Consider the following 17814-nt stretch of genomic DNA (forward strand, 5'->3'; position numbering starts at 1 on the left):
ATCCAACCGGACCGGAACACGCCCGCGCACCTCTCCTATCCGCAAAACCCCACGTCACAGGGCTACAGAACAACTTTGCCGGGGCCCTGTGCCGGAGCGGGTGGCCGCTACCAGGTTAACCCGGCCCCGGCCGAGTGCGCGCGACCGCGCGTCCCGGCATGTATGCATCCCTGTGTCCCGGCTTCCGGGCTTCCGCCAGCTCTGGGAGGCCGAGGGGCGGAGAGGCCGGGCGTCCGCGAGGTCGTAGGGTCGGGGGCCAGGTCGCCCGGTGGTGTCCGCAGGCGGCGGCGGACACGGCCACGTGCGGCTGTGTGCATCGCCGTCGAGGACTGCGGTTTCCGTGTCGCGGCTCTCGGCGGACCCGCTGTTCGACCGGAGGCCCTGACATGACCAGCAGGTTCACCGAGCTCGCGATCGACTGCGCCGACCCCCGCGCTCTGGCCCGGTTCTGGTGCGCGGTCCTCGACTACGAGGTGCAGGACGAGGAGGACGGGCTCGTCACCATCGGCCCCCCTGAGGTGCCCGGCGGTGGGAACGGGCGCGGGCCCGTGCCGCCGGCGTTGACGTTCGCGCGGGTGCCCGAGGGCAAGACCGTCAAGAACCGGATCCACCTCGACGTCAGTCCGGCCGACCGGGAGCAGGACGAGGAGGTCCGCCGCCTGCTCGGCCTGGGAGCCCGACGTGCCGACGTCGGCCGGGGTGAGGAGAGCTGGGTCGTGCTCGCCGACCCGGAGGGGAACGAGTTCTGCGTACTGGCGGGCCGCCGCCCCTGATCGCGGGCCGCGCACCGGGCACGGCCGATCCGCCGGTGCCACCGCAGGGACGGCCACCGGTGCACGCCGTGCGCGGCGCCCGCGGCAGCCCGCGGCCCGGCCGCTCGCGGCACCCGCGGGCGGCCAGGCGGGTGATGCAGGCCGAGCAGGTCCGGGGGGCGGACCATAGGTTGGGGGGAGGAACCGGCGAAACGGACCAGAAGGGGCCGCTCACATGGCAGCAGAGGTTGATCATGCGGCCCTGTTCGCCGCCACGCCCAGCCCCTATCTCGTCCTGGGCCCGGACCTGGTGATCGTGGACGTCAACCGCGCCTACCTGCTGGCGACCGGGCGGACGCGGGACGATCTGGTGGGGCAGTACATCTTCAAGGCCTTCCCCGACAACCCCGACGACCCCGATGCCGACGGCGTGCGGAACCTGGACGCCTCCCTGCACCGGGTGCTCGCCACCCGCAAGCCGGACACCATGGCGCTGCAGAAGTACGACATCCCCGTCGTCAGCCGGCCCGGGGCGTTCGAGGAGCGGTGGTGGTCCCCGGTGAACACCCCGGTCCTGGGCCCGGACGGGGAGGTGGAATGGATCATCCACCGGGTGGAGGACGTCACCGCGTTCATCCGGGACCGGCGGGCCGCCGGGACCACCGGCGGCGGTGACGGCGGGACCGGGGGTGTGGAACGGTCGCTGGAGGCGGAGCTGTACGCGCGGGCGCGGGAGCTGCAACGCCTCAACGACGAGCTCCGCAGCGCCCACACCCGGGACCGCAAGGTGGCCGTCACCCTTCAGCAGGCGATGCTCCATGCCCCGGACCTGGCGCACCACGCCCACGACATCGCGGTGCGGTACCTGCCCGCCACCGGGTCGCTGAACGTGTGCGGTGACTGGTACGACGTCGTCGACCTCCCGCCGGACCGGCTCGCGCTCGCCGTCGGCGACGTCATCGGCCACGGTCTGGAGGCCGCCGCGGTCATGGGCATGCTGCGCAGCGCCCTGTCGGCCGCGATCCGGGCCCTGGAGCGCCCCGCCCAGGCCCTGGAGGTCCTGGGTCTGTACGCCCGCTCGATCGAGGGCGCGCTGGGCACGACCGCGGTCAAGGCGATCGTCGACCGGCGCAGCAAGCTGATCAGCTACAGCAGCGCCGGCCATCTGCCGCCGGTGCTGGTGCACGACGACGGCCGCACCGAGTTGCTGGACCAGGCGACCGACCCACCGCTGGGCGCACGGCCGGAGCACGTGCCGCGTCCGCAGGCCAGCATCCACTACCGGCCCGGAGACACGCTGGTGCTGTACACCGACGGGCTCGTCGAGCGCCGGGACGAGGACGTCGACACCAGTCTGGGCCGCCTGACCGACCTGCTCACCGAGTGGTGCCGGCTGGGGGCGGAGCAGCTCGCGGACACGCTGCTGGCCCGGCTCGGGGTGGCCAGCGGCAGCCAGGACGACGTCGCGCTCATCGTCGTCCGCCTGTGAGCCACCGGACCGATGTCCACCTGCCGGTGAGCCGCCGGGCGAAGGTCCGCCTGCGCCCCGCCGAACGACCGGCCGTCCGCCTCCGCCTGGTGAGCCCGCTGGAGGAACCTTGGCGTGTGGTCGGCGTGGGCCCCTCCGCGGGTTGGCCGCCGGAGCGCCGGATCCGTGGGGCCGCCGGAGCATCGCGGGTGCCGTGCGGCGGGTGGGGGCGGGTGCCGGTGTGCGGGGCGCCGGGCGCCCGCCGGGCCTCGGGCGCCGGCGGGCGGGGACGGGCCGCCGGTGCCCGGGGCCCGGCGGGCCGGACGGATGGGGCAGGGCGGGGCAGGGCAAAGCGGGGCAGCGCGGGGCGGGGCTCAGATCACCGCTTCCTGCCAGGAGGCCAGCGCCCAGATCACGAAGACGTCGATCGCCATCATGATCACCGACCAGACCGGCGCGTACGGCAGGAAGAGGAACTGGGCGACAAGGCTCAGCGAGGCCAGGAAGATGCCCGCGTAGCGCGCCCATGTCTGCTGCTGGAACAAGCCGACGCCGGTGATCACGGCGAGGGCGCCGATGACGATGTGGACGACGCCCCAGCCGGTCAGGTTGAGCTCGTACACGTAGGTGCCGACCCTGGCGTACACGTCGTCCTCGGCGACGGCGGCGATGCCCTGGAGGACCGCCAGGACGCCGCTGCACACCATCAGGACGGCGGCGAACATCACGCCGCCCGACACCCAGTCGCCGCCGGGGGGCGGCTGCGACGGGGTGGACTGGCCGGAACGGCCCTGCGGGCTGCCGGTGGGCTGTGCTGCCTGGCTCATGGGACTCGGTCCTTTCCGCGTCCTGCGCTCCGCCCGCCGCCACCGGGTGGCGGCGGGCGGAGCGGTGGGACGAAGGGGGGGCTGCTCCGCTTCAGAGCGTTGCCGCGCGCCGGCCGGGCCGCCACGCCGGCCGGGCCGAACGGGTGAGGAGGAGGTCATGGGCTCGCCCCGCCGGCCGTCCCCGCCGCGGGGCCGACGTGCGGGCGGTGCGGCTCTGCCGTTAACTGAACGCACCCGCCGCCCCCGCCCGGTCGATGGCCCGCCCGCCGCCGACCATCCATCGACCCGCGGGAGCCGCCGCATGGACGTCACCGCAGCCTCAGCTCCGGAGCAGCCTCCCGGGCCGGACCTGCGGGAGACCCTGCTCAGCCGCGGCTACCGGCGCGGCCTCCTGCTCTGTGTGCTGCTCGGCATTCCCATCTCGCTCGCGGCCTTCGGCTTCGTGAGCCTGGAGCACGCTCTGCAGCACTGGGTGTGGACGACCCTGCCCGAGGAGGCCGGCTTCGACCGCGCCCCCTGGTGGTGGCCCCTGCCCGCGCTGCTGCTGGCCGGAGTGATCCTGGCCCCGATCGTGACCCGAGTGCCGGGCGGCGGCGGGCACGTGCCGGTGGACGGCCTGGGCGGCCCTCCGCTCGGGCCGGAGGCGCTGCCCGGTGTCCTCCTCGCCGCGCTCGGGACCCTGCCGCTGGGTGTGGTGCTGGGCCCGGAGGCGCCGCTGATGGCGGTCGGCAGCGGGCTCGCCCTGCTCGCCGTGCGGGCCGTCGGCGCGGGCGCCGATCCCCGGGCCTCGATCGTCCTGGCCACCGCGGGTTCCACCGCCGCGATCTCCACCATCCTCGGCGGGCCGGTCGTCGCGGCGGTGCTGGTGATCGAGGCGGCCGGGCTGGCCGGACCCCAGATGGTCATCCTGCTGCTGCCCACCCTGCTCGCCAGCGCCACCGGTGCCCTGGTCTTCACCGGTTTCGGCCAGTGGACCGGTTTCAGTATCGGCGCCCTGACACTGCCGCAGGTCCCGCCGAGCGCCAATCCGGACGCCGGTGACTTCCTGTGGGGTGTGCCGGCCGCGGCGCTGATCGCGGTGGTCGTCTCGCTCGCCCACGGCCTCGGCCGCGTCACGGCCGGATGGACCCGGCGCCACACCGGGTGGCGCACGGTCGCCTGCGCCTCGGCGGTCGGCGTGAGCATCACGGCGTACGCGCTGCTCACCGGCCGCTCCCCCGAGGAGGCGGCGCTCTCCGGTCAGGCCGGGCTCGCCGACCTGGCCGGGGACCCGCACGCCTGGTCCGTGGCCGCCCTGCTCGCCCTCGTCCTGTGCAAGGGACTGGCCTGGGGGGTCAGCCTGGGTTCCCTGCGCGGCGGCCCGATCTTCCCCGCGCTCCTGATCGGCACGGCGGCCGCCATGGCCTGCTCCGGGCTCCCCGGTCTCGGTGTCACACCGGCACTCGGTGTGGGTCTGGCGGCGGCAGCCGCCACCATCACCGGGCTGCCGCTGACCAGTGCCCTACTGGCCATCCTGCTGCTGGGCAAGGACGCCCCCGACCAGACGCCGCTGATCGTCGTGTCGTCGGTGGTGGCGTTCGTCGTCGCGCAGACCGTGCAGCGTCCGAAGCGGACCGGGTCGTGACCGCTCCGGGGCACGGCCCTTCCACGTGGCACCGGGCCCGGCCGTGGCTGCTGCAGGCGACCGCGGCGGCGGCCATGATCGCCGCCTACTTCCTGCTGCCCATCGACCGCCTCGGCCCGCGCCACCCGCTGCTGAGCTGGATCGTGTTCGCCGTGGCCCTGGGGCTGGTCGCCGTACTGCTGCTGCGGCAGATCCGCGACGTGCTCCTCGACCGGCCGGGCACCCGGCCGGGCCTGGTCATCCCGCTGCTGATCTGCCTGTCGGTGCTGGTGTTCGCCACCACCTACCTGGCGCTGGCCAAGAGCCCAGGCGAGTTCTCCGGCCTCACCACCCGCGTCGACTCCCTGTACTTCACCGTCGTCACCCTCGCGACCGTCGGGTACGGCGACATCTTTCCGCGGGGGCAGCTGGCCCGCCTGGTGACCATCGTGCAGCTCCTGTACGGCGGCGTCTTCCTGACCGCCGCGGCCACGGCTCTCAGCCGCCGGGTGCACAACCTGCTGGCCCAGCGCATCGGGCGCGGCAGCGACGGATGAACCCGGCGCTCCGGTACGCCCCCGTGCCGCCCGCACGTCCGCCGGCCGGCATGCCGGGCGGCCCGCCGGATCGCCGGCCCGCCCGGCCGTCGGTCCCCGGCGCGCCCCGCCCGCACGGGCACTGCGCACTCCGGCGCACCCACCCCGGCGCCGTCACGCCGAGGTGGTCGGGCCGGCGCCGTGACGCCGGCGCACCCACCCCGACGCGGTCACGCCAGCGCGAAGTACCGCAGCCACACGTAGACGAGTGAGATCGCGACCGTCACGGCCGTGACCACCAGGCCGTACTTGGTGAACTGCCAGAAGGAGATGGGCTGGCGGTTGCGCTCGGCGATGCCGAGGACGACGACGTTGGCGGAGGCGCCGATCGCCGTGGCGTTGCCGCCGAGGTCGGCGCCCAGGGCCAGGGCCCACCACAGGACGTGGTCGCTCGCACCGCCCATCTCGTGGACGAGGTCGGCGGTGATGGGGGCCATGGTGGCGACGTACGGGATGTTGTCGACGATGCCGGACAGGATCGCGGAGCCGCCGAGCAGGGTGAGCGAGCCGCCCAGTTCGTTGCCGCCGATCGCGTCGGCCAGGGCGCGGGAGATCTCGTCGACCACGCCCGTGTCGATCAGGCCGCCGATCATGACGAACAGGCCGGCGAAGAAGGCCAGGGTGGGCCACTCCACCTCGGCGAGCACGTCGTGCGTCTCCACGGCGGTGGCGCCGACCAGCAGGCCGGCACCCAGCAGGGCGACGACGCTCGGCTCGAAGTGCAGGACCGGGTGCAGGACGAAGCCGGCCACCACCAGCGCCAGCACGATCAGGCCCTGGAGCAGCAGCCGCGGGTCCTTGATCGCTTCCCGCTCCTCCAGTGCCATGATCTCGGCGGCGCGGTCGTCGTCGTAGACGAAGGACTTGCGGAACATGATCCGGCACAGCACCAGCAGGACGCCGATCAGCACGATGACCAGCGGGGCCAGGTGGATCAGGAAGTCGTTGAAGGTCAGGCCCGCCCGGCTGGCGATGATGATGTTGGGCGGGTCACCGACGAGCGTGGCCGTGCCACCGATGTTCGACGCCAGGACCTCGGCGATGAGGAACGGGGCGGCGGGCAGGGCCATACGCTCGCACACCAGCAGCGTGACCGGGGCGATCAGCAGCACGGTGGTGACGTTGTCCAGCAGGGCGGAGGCCACCGCCGTGATGATCACCAGCATGGCCATGACCCGGAAGGGTCTCGCCCTGGCCCGTTTCACCGCCCAGATCGCCAGATACTCGAACATGCCGGTCTTCTTCAGCACGCCGACGATCATCATCATGCCCATGAGCAGGAAGATGACGTTCCAGTCGATGCCGGATTCCTCGGAGTAGAACGCCGAGACGTCGTCCGTGGCTCCGATCGCCAACATCAGACCCGCGCCGCCGAGGGCCACGGCGACGCGGTGGATCTTCTCGCTGATGATGAGGGCGTAGGCACCTACGAAGACGACGATCGCCGCCCAGCTCTGCCAGTCCTTCACGTTCCTCCGTTCGCTGAAGCGGGCGTCCGGGTCTCCGACGGCGGTCCGTCCGGGATTCCGGCCAGGTCTTCCACGTCGAACGCCCGGGCGATCGGCACGTCCGTCGAGCTGTGGGCGATGATCGAGAAGGCGATGCACACCGCGATCAGGGTGAAGGCCTCCTCCGCCTGCGGGATGCCGGACTGCAGCACGAGCAGGCCGTAGACCACGGAGGCGAAGCCCTTGGGGCCGAACCAGGCGGCCACCAGCTTCTCCTTGCGGGAGATGCCGGCACCCAGCAGCGACAGCAGCAGGGAAGCCGGGCGGATCAGGAAGATCGCCAGGACCACCGCAGCGTAGCCGCCGAGCGACAGGTCACCGAAGAGGCTCGGGGTCAGCAGCGCGCCGAACACCAGCAGCGCCGCGAACTTCGCCAGTTCCGCCAGCGCCTCGCCCAGCGGCTCGAACGACGCCTTCGCCTCCGGGGAGACGTGTGCGAGCGTCGCGCCGGCCGAGAAGGCGGCCAGGTAGGGGTTGGCATGGGTCAGGTGGCAGGACGCGTACAGGATGATCCCGACGGCCAGCGGCAGCAGCGGCTGGAGCTTGGGCTCGGCGCCCAGCAGCGGAACCCGCACGAGCACGTTGACGACCAGCGGGAGGACGATACCGAAGGCCAGGCCGAGCAGCAGCTCCAGCCCGATCGTCCCCGGTGAGGCCTCCATGCCCGGTGCCGTCGATCCGGCCGCGGCGATCAGCAGCAGGACCACCGGCAGGGCCAGGCCGTCGTTGATGCCGCTCTCCACGTTCAGCAGCTGCCGCAGCTTGGCCGGGACCTCGGCGCGCCCGACGATGGCCGAGGCGAACACCGGGTCGGTCGGCGCCAGCACCGCGCCCACCAGGAAGGACGTCGTCCAGTCCAGGCCGACCAGGTAGTGCGTGGCCAGGCCCATGAAGACGAACGCCAGCGGCATGCCCAGGCCCAGCGCCCGGGCCGGGTGCTTCCAGCCGGCGCGCAGCTTCGGCAGCGACACGTGCATGCCGTCGGTGAACAGCACCGCGAAGAGTGCCAGGTCAGCGGTAACAGAAACGATCCCGCTGTCCGGAGTGATGTGGATCAGTCCGAGGAACCCGTCGCTGACGAGGGCCCCGCCGACCAGGAAGAGGAACGACGTCGACAGCACCGTGCGCGCCGCAAGGCCCGACAGCAGCACCGTGACCAGCAGCGCAACGCCGAACACCACCACCAGCACCATGACGGACACTCCCGATCAAACGAGACAACTGTTCCCTGCTCGCCGACCAGGCTTCCCGGCACACCGCTGGGAACCTTACCTGTCCTTGATAGGACTTTGTCATTTCGTTGATCTGCACCCGTGCGGGCCGCAGATTGCCGGGTCCCGGCAACAAGGACCGTTCAGGCGGAGCCGACGGCGAGCAGACGCTCCAGAAGATGCGACGCGGTGATCACACCGAGCAGTCTCGCACCCGCCTTGTCCCGGTCCACGACCGCCACCAGAGGACTGCGCAACTGTGCCATCTGCGCGGCGATCTCCAGCGCGGTGTCGTCCGGTGCGGCGACCACCGGCGGCGGCGTCGTCCTCGACAGGCAGTCGCGCACCTTGCGGCCGGCCAGGTTCTCGCAGATCCGGTCGGCATGACGCTCGTCGATCACCGCGGCCAGCGTCGGGTCCTCGACGACGTAGCCCGGCACCAGGATCTTGATCATCTGGGAGGCGGGCAGGATCGCCCGGGGGGCACCCAGCCCGTCCACGACCAGCAGCGCGGGCAGCCGGTGCTCGGCCATCAGCCGGGCCGCCTCCAGCGCATCGCTGTCCAGGCCGATCGTCTCGTACTGCACCGCCAAATCACGCGCCCGCACAGCCGGCTCCCGTCCCCGTCGTCCTCGGCCGCGCCCGCCACCTGGGGCGGGGCCGCCGTTCGTCCTACCGGCACCATACCGCCGCAGCCGCGCCCCGAATCCTGCGGAGCCGCCGCCTCCGGCGCGGAGGGCCCTCACCGCCGGGCACGCCACGGGCGGTACCGGCGCGAGCGCCCCCGGCGGCGCGGCACGGGGACGCCCCGGGCGGCCGCGGCCTCGGCGCGCAGGGTCTTGGGGCTCGCCGCCATGTACCGCCGGTCCCGGCGGACGAGGACGGCCGTGCCGGCCGCGACGATCAGCGCGGCGGCGGCGAGCGGGACGAGGAAGGACGTCACTGTTCCCGATGCTCCTTCACTGCTGCTCCTCCCGTCCGGCCGCGCGCCGGGCACGGGGGTCGGCCACGAGGTGTCGCGGGTCGGCTGCCCGGGTGATGGCGGACTCAATCGCGGCGATCCGGTCGGCGAGCAGACCGAGCGCGCCGACCGCGCGGGCCATCGGGTCCTCCTCCGGGCCGCCCAGGGCGCGGGAGCGGACGTGACCGGCCTTCAACTCCGCCCAGCGGACGGCCTGGTCGGGGTTCTGCGTGCCGCGCAGCTCGGCCAGCTTCAGCAGGTTGGACTCGGCTCCGTCGGTGAGGGTCTGGGCCTCGGCGGTGAAGTGGTCGTCGATCACCGCGTCGACCTCGGCGTCGTTCATGACCGGCCGGATCCGCTGGGCGATCCGGTTCATGGTCCGGTAGGAGCCCTGGAGCCGGAACGGCGGTTCGGTGCGGGTGGCGTCGGACTGCGCCGCGGAGGCGATGTAGGCGGCGTTGACCGCGAGGACCGTCTCCCGCACCCGCAGCAGGTGCCGCAGAACGGCGGTGATCCGCTCCGCCTCGGCGGGGGCGTAGGGGTGGTTCAGCCGGTCCGTGCGGGCCGTGGGATCGTCCGCGGCGAGGCGGACGAACAGGTCGAGGTCCGCCCGGTCGCGGCCGGCGAGCGGCGCGGTCACCGGGTTGGAGGTGAGCGCGTTCTCCAGGAAGCTCAGCGCGAACAGGTCCTGCTTGCCGCTGAGGACGTCGCCGAGGTTCCACACGTCGGCCCGGTTGGCGAGCATGTCGGGCACCTGGAAGCGGGCGCCGGACTCGGTGTAGGGGTTGCCGGCCATGCAGACGGCGAACCGCTTGCCGCGCAGGTCGTAGGTGTGCGGCGCGCCGTCGCGCACGCCGTCGACGCGGCGGGTGGTGTCGCACAGCGGGATGAACTTCTGCAGCAGCTCGGGCGAGGTGTGCTGGATGTCGTCGAGGTACAGCAGGGTGTTGTTGCCGGCGGCCAGCGCAAAGTTGATCTTCTCGATCTCCTGGCGGGAGGTGGCGTCGGGCGCCTCGGCCGGGTCGAGCGAGGTGACGGAGCGGCCCAGGGCCGGGCCGCTGATCTTCACCAGCATCAGGCCCAGGCGGTCGGCGACGTACTCCAGGAGTGTCGTCTTGCCGTAGCCGGGCGGGGAGACGAGCAGGAGCAGCCCGCCGGTGTCGGTGCGCCGGTCCTCGCCGACGGTGCCGAGCTGTTTGGCGAGGCTGTCGCCGATGAGCGGCAGATAGACCTCGTCGATGAGCCGGCCCCGCACGAACGCCGCCATGGATCGCGGGCGGTGGTCGTCGAGGCGCAGCCGGGTCCGTTCGGCCGTCACCAGGGTGGTGCGCCGGCGCTGGTAGGCGCGGAAGGCGGGGACGTCCCGATCGGCGAAGCGGCCGGTGCGGGCGAGGAACTCGTCGACGCGCAACTCCAGCCGGCCCTCGGTGATGCGGGGGTGGGTGCCGAGCAGGCCGGCGGCGACGGTCCCCGGCTCGGCGTCGGACGCGTAGCGCGCCAGGTCGGGGCAGAGCTCGGCGGCCACCGCCTCGGCCAGGTCGCCGGGGCCGTGGGTCAGGCCCGCGGCGTGGGCGTACGCGGTGAGCCAGGCCTCGGCGAGCTGGCGGCGCGCGGGCAGGTCGCCGACGGCCGCGAGGTCCTCGGTGTAGGCCGCGCTGCCCGCCGTCCGGCGGAACTTGTCCAGCAGGGTGCGGGTGGCGGCGCTGATCACGAAGCCGTCGGGGCCGGTCGTCAGCTCCTCGACGAGGTACGCGGCGGCGGCCCCGGCCTCCTCTCCCCCGATCGCGCGGGCGAGTTCGCCGCGCAGGTCGGCGAGCGCGGGCGCCAGGCCGAAGGTGTCCCGGGCGCGGGCCAGGGACACCGCGCGGCGGGTGAGGGACGCGCGCTCCTCCGCCGTCGCGGTGTGCGTCCAGAACAGCTGGGCGGCGGCCCGCGCGGCGGGTTCGTGCCGCAGTGCTCCGGCCTGCTCGTACACGGGCAGCAGGGCGGTGAGGACCGCGGTCGTGTCGTGGTCGTGGATGCCGCGCTCGTAGCCCTCGTCGTAGGACTCCTCCGCGGCCCTGCGCACCAGGGCGGGCAGGTCGTCGGTCGCGGCGAGGGCCGCCGGGCCGTGGCTGCGCAGCAGCCGTGCGGCAAGGTGCTCGGCCCGGTACACGGCCGGCGACTCGGAGACCAGGTGCCGGTCCCGGTAGGGGCGGGTGTCGGCGAAGCCGGGGTCGGTGACGGGGGCACGGTAGTCGGTGCCGGTGACGGCGAAGGCGAGGCCGTCGCCGTGCGGGACCAGGGTGAGGTCGAGGGGCTCGGTGGTGACGGCGAAGCGGTGTCCGCCCAGGCGCAGGGTGCGGCCGCCGTCGGCGAACAGGTCGGTGCGGTCGCGCAGGGTGCGCACGGCCTCCTGCTGCGCGGCCTTCAGCAGTCCGTCGAGTTCCTCCGCCCGCACCACGTCGCCGAGTTCGCGCAGTTCGCCGGCGGTGCGGCGGACCTTTGCGACCATCGGGTCGGAGGCGAAGTAGGTGCTGACGGCGTCGGCGTCGGCGAGCGCGGCGGCACGCCGGGTCACCGTGTCCAGGACGCGTCCGGCCAGGGCCGCCAGTTGCTCGGCGCGACGGGCGCGGGCGTCCACGAGGGACTGCTTGCGGGCGGAGAACGCCTCGTGGACCTCGGTGCGCCGGTCGGCGAGTTCGGTGAGGAAGCCGTCGAACTCCGCGAAGCGGGACTCCAGCGTCTCCACCCGGGCCAGGACGAGGGCCAGTTGGTCGTCGCACGCCTCGGGGGTGCCGGCGTCGGCGAGCGCCCCGGTGACCGTCTGCGCGAGCAGGGTCAGCTCGGCGGCGAACTCGGCCCGCCCCTCGCTGTCGCGCAGGACACGGCGGCGGGCGCCGAGGACGGCGCGGACCCGGTTGAGGCCGCCGAGCACCTCGGCGATGCGCTCCAGCACGGCCGTGCGGACGGTGGCGTCGGCGATGTCGAGACCGGACACGACCTCGGTGACCGTGCGCAGCGCGCCGGCGAGGTCGTCGAGCCGGGCCTCGACGGGCGCCGCCTGGGCCAGCGCCGTGAGCGACTCGGCGTCCGCGGCGAGTCGCTCGACGTCCCGCAGGTGCGCGGTGAAGGCGTCCTCGCGCGCGAGGTGGTCCACCGCCCGCTGTCCGAAGGAGGCCAGGTCGCTCTCCGCCTGCGCGGCGAGTTCGTCGATCCGGGCGGTGTCGGCGTACCTGAGGTCCTTCAGGGTCAGCAGGTGGCCCTGGGCGTGCCGCAGTTCGGTCAGCCCTCCCACCCAGGCGGAGGCGTCGCGCGGCGCCTCGCCGCGCAGCCGCCGCACCACCGCGGCGAGTCGTTCGGCGGCGTCCTCCAGGGTGCCGGCGGCCTGCCGGGTCAGTTCCTGCACGGTCTCGAACTCGGCCTGCACCTGCTCGGCGGTGCCCCGGATCGCGTCCAGGGGGGCGCGCAGGTCGCCGAGTTCGGGCTGGCCCAGCCAGTGGTGGGTGTCCGCGGCCCGTACGCAGGCGGCGGCGAGCGCCGCGTACACCGCCGCCGTGGGGGTGGTCTCGGCGGCGGCGCGGGTGACGGACAGGCAGTCGGCGATGCCGCGGACGAGGTCGGCGTTGCCGACGCGGGCGAGCGGGCCCTCGCCGACCGGCTCGGCGGCGGCATGCGTGTCGGAGACGTAGGGAGTGGTCCACAGCTGCACCGGGTGGACGCGGGCCGGCTCGTCGCCGTCCGCGCGCAGCACCACCAGGCCGCCGTCGTCGAACAGCGCCCAGCCCTGGCACAGCAGCGGTGGGGCGGCCTCCTTGCGGATGGTGTTGTACGACAGCAGCAGGGTGCGTCCCCCGGTGCGGTCGTGGAAGGCGTACAGCACGTCCTCGCCGTAGGGCGAGCGGACCTCGGCGGCGAACCGCAGGCCCGTCGCGTCGAGGTCGAACGTCCTGTGCGCGCCGCCGGCCAGGCAGTAGCCGCCGGGGAAGACGACGCCCTGACCGTCGGGGAGGCGGCGGCAGGCCTGGCCGATGCCGTCCAGGCGTACGACGGTCCGGGTGAGGGTGTCGAACACCAGGTACCGGTGCCCGTCCTCCTTGTAGGGGCGGATCCGCAGCAGGAGCAGCGCGCCGACGCGCGCATGCGCGATGCCGGCGTCGGCGAGCGACTGCAGCGGCTCGTCGACCGGCTCGGTCAGGAGCTCGTCGCCGGCCCCGGTGCGCACGGTGAGGGCGCCGCCGACGGTCGACACGAGCAGCTCGCCCTGCACCCGCACGTGCGGGCGGGAGCCGAGGGCGCCGAGGACGTGGTCGTCGCGGCCGGCCTCGGTCCAGTCGACGTCGTGGGAGGGCGGGAACACGTCGTCACGCTCACCACGGGCGTCCAGGAACGACACGGCCCCGTCGGCGGCCACGGCCCAGCGCAGCACCCGGATGTCGCCGGTCTTCTCACCGGTCTGGAAGACGGCGAGCAGCCGGTCCTCCAGTCGGCGCAGGCCGAGCAGCCGGGCCTGCCGGTAGTAGCGGAACAGCGCCGCGAACTCCCGCACGAAGGCGGGGTCGTCGAGCAGGCCCGGCACCGCGTCCTCCGGCAGCCGGTTCAGGTCCCGGTCGTACACGGCGAGGACGTCCGCGACGGACGGCTCCTCGCGCAGTCCCGTGAGGTCGGTGCAGCCGAACAGCAGGTGCTCGCCGACGGCGACGAGGTCACGGGGGACCGCGGCACGCTCGGTGCGCAGCCGTCCGGTGCCGGTCAGGTCGAGGTGGGTGGCGCCGAACTCCGCGGTGCGGCGGGTGTTCAGCGCCTCGGCGCGGCGGGCGAGGTCGGCGGCCTGTGCGGCGAGCCGGTCGCGCAGCACCTCGTAGGTGCCGGCGTCGACGGCGTCGTACTGCTGCGGGTCCAGGCCGGTTGCCATGGAACTCGGTTCCTTCCGAGGAGGTGGGCCGGGAGCTGCCGTCCCCTGCGCGGCAGCTCCCGGTCCACTGGCCGTCAGGCCCGTGGGTGCGGGCCGGTGTGCGGTGTGTCCGGGCGGTGCGGGCCGCGGTGCAAGGCTCCGCGGTGCGGCCGGCGCGGGTGCGGGCCCCTGGGCCCGGGACTCCGCCCCGCCCGGCGGCGGGCGGGGGAGCTGCCGTCCCCTGCGCGGCAGCTCCCCCGCCCCCCGATGTCCGGACCGGCGGTACCGGCCCGGTGGTGCCGGGCCGGCGGTCAGGCGCGGACCGGTGTGCCGTTCAGCGCGCCGAGCGGCGTGTCGGCGAGGCCCAGCTCGCCCGCCTTGTCCAGCAGCTGCCTCAGCTGACCGGCGCTCGTGCCGCCGCTCTTCATCATCTTCATCAGCAGCGCGGACACGGTGAGGTTCTGCACGTCCGCCGTGGAGGCCGAGCCGAGGATGCGGCTGAGGTCGTCGGTGAAGCTCGACGTGCCGTCCAGCCACGGCTTGGCCAGCGTCCGGGCGGTCTCGGAGTGCTCGACGAACCCGTCGACGCCCTTGCCGAGTGCGATCGAGCCGACCAGCCGGTCGAAGAAGACCGACTCGCCGCCGACGATGTCGATGTCGGCGTTCTCCAGCCCGGTGGCGAGCACCGTGGCCTGTGCCTCGGCGACCTGCCGCTGCACGTCCAGCCCGGCCAGCCGGATCTCCTTCTCCGCCGCCAGCCGCAGCCGGTACTCCTCGTGCGTACGGGACGCCTCGTCCAGCGCGGCCATCGCCGCCGCCTTCTCGGTGAGCCCCTCGGCCTCCGCCTTCAGCTTCTCCCCGATGGCCTCCGCCTCGGCGAGCGCCTTCGCCCGGACGCCCTCGGCCTCGGCACGCAGTCGTGCCTGGGTGGCCTCCGCCTCCGCGCGGCCGGCCTTCTCGATGACCTCGGCCTCCTTGTCGCGGACCGCCACCGCGGCCAGTCCCTCGGCGGCGGCCTCCGCCCGGACGCCGTCGGCGATCCGCAGCTTGGCCTGCGCGTCGAGATCGGCGCTCTTCAAGCGGGCCTCGGCGAGGGTGAGTTCCTCCGCGGCACGGTGGACGGCGGCCTGCTCGGCTGCCTCCGCGGCCTTGATGTCCTTGACCAGCTTCTCCTGCGCCTCGGCCTCCGCCGCGATGATCACGGCCTGGCGTCCGCGCTCCGCCTCCTCCACGGCCCGCAGCTTCTTGATCGACTCCTCCTGCTCGGCGACCGTGCGGTCCACCGCGACGCGCTCTCGGATGACCTCGGCGATCTCCCGCTTCTCCGCCTCGACCTCCTTCTCGGCGGCGATCCGGGTCAGCTGGGTCTCCCGCTCACGTGCGATGGCCTCCAGGAGCCGGTCCTTCTCGATGCGCTCGTTCTCGACGGCGAGGACCCGTTCGCGGTTCTTCGAGGCGACGGCGACCTCGCGGGCCTGGTTCTCGCGCTGGACACCGAGCTGCTCCTCGGTGCGCAGGAAGGCGGACTGGGCGCGCAGCCGCTCCTCCTCCACGACCCGTGCGGTCTCGGCCTCCTCGCGGGCCCGGGACGTCTCGATCTCCCGCTTCTGCTTGATCTCGGCATCGACCTGCCGGCGCTCCAGCTCCAGCACGGCCTCGCGGGCGTCGACGTTCTGCCGGGTGATCTCCTTCTCCTCGTTGCGCTGGGCCTCGTTGGTGTGCACGTGCTCCACGGCCGTCAGTTCGGTGATCTTGCGGATGCCCTGGGCGTCGAGGACGTTGGACGGGTCGAGCTGCCCGAGCGGCGTCTGCTCCAGGTAGTCGATCGCGGCGTCCTCGAGGTGGTAGCCGCTGAGGTCGACACCGATGACCTCGATGATCCGGTACCTGAGTTCCTCGCGCTTGGTGTAGAGGTCGGTGAAGTCCATCTGCTTGCCGACGGTCTTCAGTGCCTCGGAGAACTTCGCGTGGAACAGCTCCTGGAGCGTGCGCTGGTCGCTGGCCCGGGCCGTGCCGACGGACTGGGCGACCTTGACGACGTCGTCGACGGTCTTGTTGACCTTGACGAAGAACGAGATCCGGATGTCGGCGCGGATGTTGTCCCGGCAGATCAGGCCCTCCTTGCCGGCCCGGGTGATCTCGATGGTCTTCACCGAGATGTCCATCACCTCGGCCTTGTGCAGCACCGGCAGCACGACCTGCCCGGTGAAGGTCACGTCGACCTTGCGCATCTTGGAGACGATCAGCGCCTTGCCCTGTTCCACCTTGCGGAACAATCGGGAGACGACGAACAGCACGGCGGCGGCGAGGACGAGCAAGGCGGCGGCGAACACGCCGATGGCAGACATGGCACACGTCCTTCGGGCACGGGCGTCAGGAACGCCGGAATCGCGGAGACGACAGGAACGACAGGAACGACAGGAACGACAGAAAAAAGCGGAAGAACAGCGGAGCGACGGGGCGCCGCCTCCTCGGCGGTCGGACCGGACACCTGCCGGTGTCCGGCACCGATCTCTCCGCAGTGCTCCCCGCGGCTCATGGTGCACGCCTGTGGTCCGTCAGCGCATTGCCGGTTCCCGGCAGAGTTCATTAGGGTCTGTATGCCGGTCGGTGTCAGCGGTTCTCCGACTGGGCGTCAGGAACCGGGGCGAGGAACACGTACGGGGGACACGGCATGAGCGAGCGGGGCGTACCGGCGCCGCGAACGGCGCGGGAGGTACCCGAGCGGTATCTGGACGGCTGCGCACGCATCCTGGCCGAGGTGTCGGCCACGGGCCGGCGGCTGACCCGCGAGGAGGTCGAGTCCCGCCGCGCACTGGGCGAACAGGCGGCGGAGGCCGGTCACGGGCTGCGCGCCCTCGTCGGCGCCCACCTGTCCGCGGCCGGCGCGGCCTGGCCGTCCGCGACGGGCACGGCAGCCGAGGCGCTGGGCGCCGTCCAGCAGATCGTGGACGCCTTCGCCGAGGGCTACGAGCGCGCCCAGCGACTGGCGGTCCGCCAGGAGGAGGCGGCGCGGCGGGAGTTCATCGACGACCTGCTCTACGGCCGCAGCGACCTGGGCCGGCTGGCCGAGCGCGCGGAGCGGTTCGGGCTGCGGCTGTCCCACGCGCACGCGGTCGCCGTCGCACAGGGCCCGGCCGCCTACGACGAGGGCGCCCCGGTGGCCCGCCGGGTCGAGCAGGCCCTCATCGCCCGCTTCGGCGACCGCAACGTCCTGCTGACCACCAAGGACGGCCGGCTGTTGTGCATCGCGCCCGGCCACCAGCAGGAGGTGCTGACGTACTTCGCGAAGCAGGCCCACGCCGCCACCGACGGCGGCCAGGTCGCCCTCGGCCGCGCGCAGCCGGGCCCCGGCGGCGTCGTCCAGTCCTACGAAGAGGCCCTCAACGCCCTGGAACTGGCCACGCGCCTCGACCTCGACGACCCCGTCCTGCACGCCGCCGACCTGCTCGTCTACCCCGTCCTCACACGTGACCGGCAGGCCATGGCGGACCTCGTGGTGGGCACCCTCGGCCCCCTCACCGCCGCCCGCGGGGGCGCCGAACCGCTGCTGGACACGCTCACCGCCTACTTCGACTCCGGCTGCGTCGCCGCGGAGGCCGCCCGCCGCCTCTCGCTGAGCGTGCGGGCCATGACCTACCGCCTGGAACGCATCCACAAGCTCACCGGCGCCGACCCCTCCGATCCGGCCCACCGCTACATGCTCCAGACCGCGGTCATCGGTGCCCGCCTGCTGGACTGGCCGTCCCGGCAGCTCTGAACCCGGCCGCCGTCCCGCGCGGGCGCCGCGCCGACGCACGGACCCGCCCGTGCGGGCCCACCGCGGGCACGGCGCACCGCGGCGCGGGGGGACCGCCGGAGCGCTCCCGGCCGTCACACACGGCGCAGGCCTGCCCGCCACGGGCGCCATGGTTCTCGGCACCGGTCCCTCCCCTCGTGGGGACCGGTGCCGAGAACAGTGGGGGCGGCGTTTCTCCCGGCCGGCGGGACCGGGGGTGGGGGGACGGAACCGGGC

The 17814-nt window shown here is 73.5% G+C and carries 12 protein-coding genes; 5 read left to right on the top strand and 7 right to left on the bottom strand.

The window, feature by feature from the left end:
* The first annotated feature begins 386 nt into the window (after positions 1-386).
* Together I3F54_RS06565 and I3F54_RS06570 are read left to right on the top strand one after the other, a co-directional pair.
* Positions 387-773, top strand: a complete 387-nt coding sequence (locus tag I3F54_RS06565; RefSeq protein ID WP_240117657.1) for a VOC family protein — start codon at positions 387-389, stop codon at positions 771-773.
* 214 nt (positions 774-987) lie between these two features.
* The gene (locus I3F54_RS06570; RefSeq protein ID WP_240117658.1) at positions 988-2241 is read left to right on the top strand and encodes a PP2C family protein-serine/threonine phosphatase; all 1254 of its coding nucleotides are present in this window, start codon (positions 988-990) and stop codon (positions 2239-2241) included.
* Positions 2242-2594: 353 nt separating this feature from the next.
* Here I3F54_RS06570 and I3F54_RS06575 read toward each other — a convergent pair whose 3' ends face one another.
* The gene (locus I3F54_RS06575) at positions 2595-3047 is read right to left on the bottom strand and encodes a hypothetical protein (protein WP_240117659.1); all 453 of its coding nucleotides are present in this window, start codon (positions 3045-3047) and stop codon (positions 2595-2597) included.
* Positions 3048-3348: 301 nt separating this feature from the next.
* On the opposite strand from I3F54_RS06575, the gene I3F54_RS06580 reads away from it, so the two are divergent.
* Both I3F54_RS06580 and I3F54_RS06585 read left to right on the top strand, forming a co-directional pair.
* Positions 3349-4671, top strand: a complete 1323-nt coding sequence (locus tag I3F54_RS06580) for a chloride channel protein (RefSeq protein WP_240117660.1) — start codon at positions 3349-3351, stop codon at positions 4669-4671.
* A gap of 74 nt (positions 4672-4745) precedes the next feature.
* Positions 4746-5207, top strand: coding sequence for a potassium channel family protein (locus I3F54_RS06585; RefSeq protein WP_240117889.1), 462 nt, complete (start codon positions 4746-4748; stop codon positions 5205-5207).
* 209 nt (positions 5208-5416) lie between these two features.
* On the opposite strand, the gene I3F54_RS06590 is transcribed toward I3F54_RS06585, so the two are convergent.
* The 6 genes from I3F54_RS06590 to I3F54_RS06615 form a co-directional block, all read right to left on the bottom strand.
* Complete coding sequence (locus tag I3F54_RS06590; RefSeq protein ID WP_240117661.1) at positions 5417-6715, bottom strand: ArsB/NhaD family transporter; 1299 nt, start codon at positions 6713-6715, stop codon at positions 5417-5419.
* Positions 6712-7947, bottom strand: coding sequence for a sodium:proton antiporter (locus I3F54_RS06595; RefSeq protein WP_240117662.1), 1236 nt, complete (start codon positions 7945-7947; stop codon positions 6712-6714). The genes I3F54_RS06590 and I3F54_RS06595 overlap by 4 nt, the downstream gene beginning before the upstream one ends.
* A 161-nt stretch (positions 7948-8108) precedes the next feature.
* Entirely contained in the window at positions 8109-8573 is a 465-nt protein-coding gene (locus tag I3F54_RS06600) for a CBS domain-containing protein (protein WP_240117663.1), read from the bottom strand.
* A gap of 134 nt (positions 8574-8707) precedes the next feature.
* Positions 8708-8908 carry a hypothetical protein gene (locus I3F54_RS06605; RefSeq protein WP_240117664.1) on the bottom strand — a complete coding sequence of 67 codons (201 nt, stop codon included), beginning with the start codon at positions 8906-8908 and terminating at the stop codon, positions 8708-8710.
* A 16-nt stretch (positions 8909-8924) separates the two neighbouring features.
* Positions 8925-13820, bottom strand: a complete 4896-nt coding sequence (locus tag I3F54_RS06610; RefSeq protein WP_240117665.1) for a DNA repair ATPase — start codon at positions 13818-13820, stop codon at positions 8925-8927.
* A 290-nt stretch (positions 13821-14110) separates the two neighbouring features.
* Positions 14111-16147, bottom strand: a complete 2037-nt coding sequence (locus I3F54_RS06615) for a flotillin family protein (protein ID WP_240117666.1) — start codon at positions 16145-16147, stop codon at positions 14111-14113.
* A gap of 326 nt (positions 16148-16473) precedes the next feature.
* Here I3F54_RS06615 and I3F54_RS06620 point away from each other — a divergent pair, with 326 nt between their 5' ends.
* Positions 16474-17559 carry a CdaR family transcriptional regulator gene (locus tag I3F54_RS06620; RefSeq protein WP_240117667.1) on the top strand — a complete coding sequence of 362 codons (1086 nt, stop codon included), beginning with the start codon at positions 16474-16476 and terminating at the stop codon, positions 17557-17559.
* Positions 17560-17814: the final 255 nt, after the last annotated feature.

The organism is Streptomyces sp. MUM 2J (genome assembly GCF_022414535.1).
Taxonomy (GTDB): Bacteria; Actinomycetota; Actinomycetes; order Streptomycetales; family Streptomycetaceae; genus Streptomyces.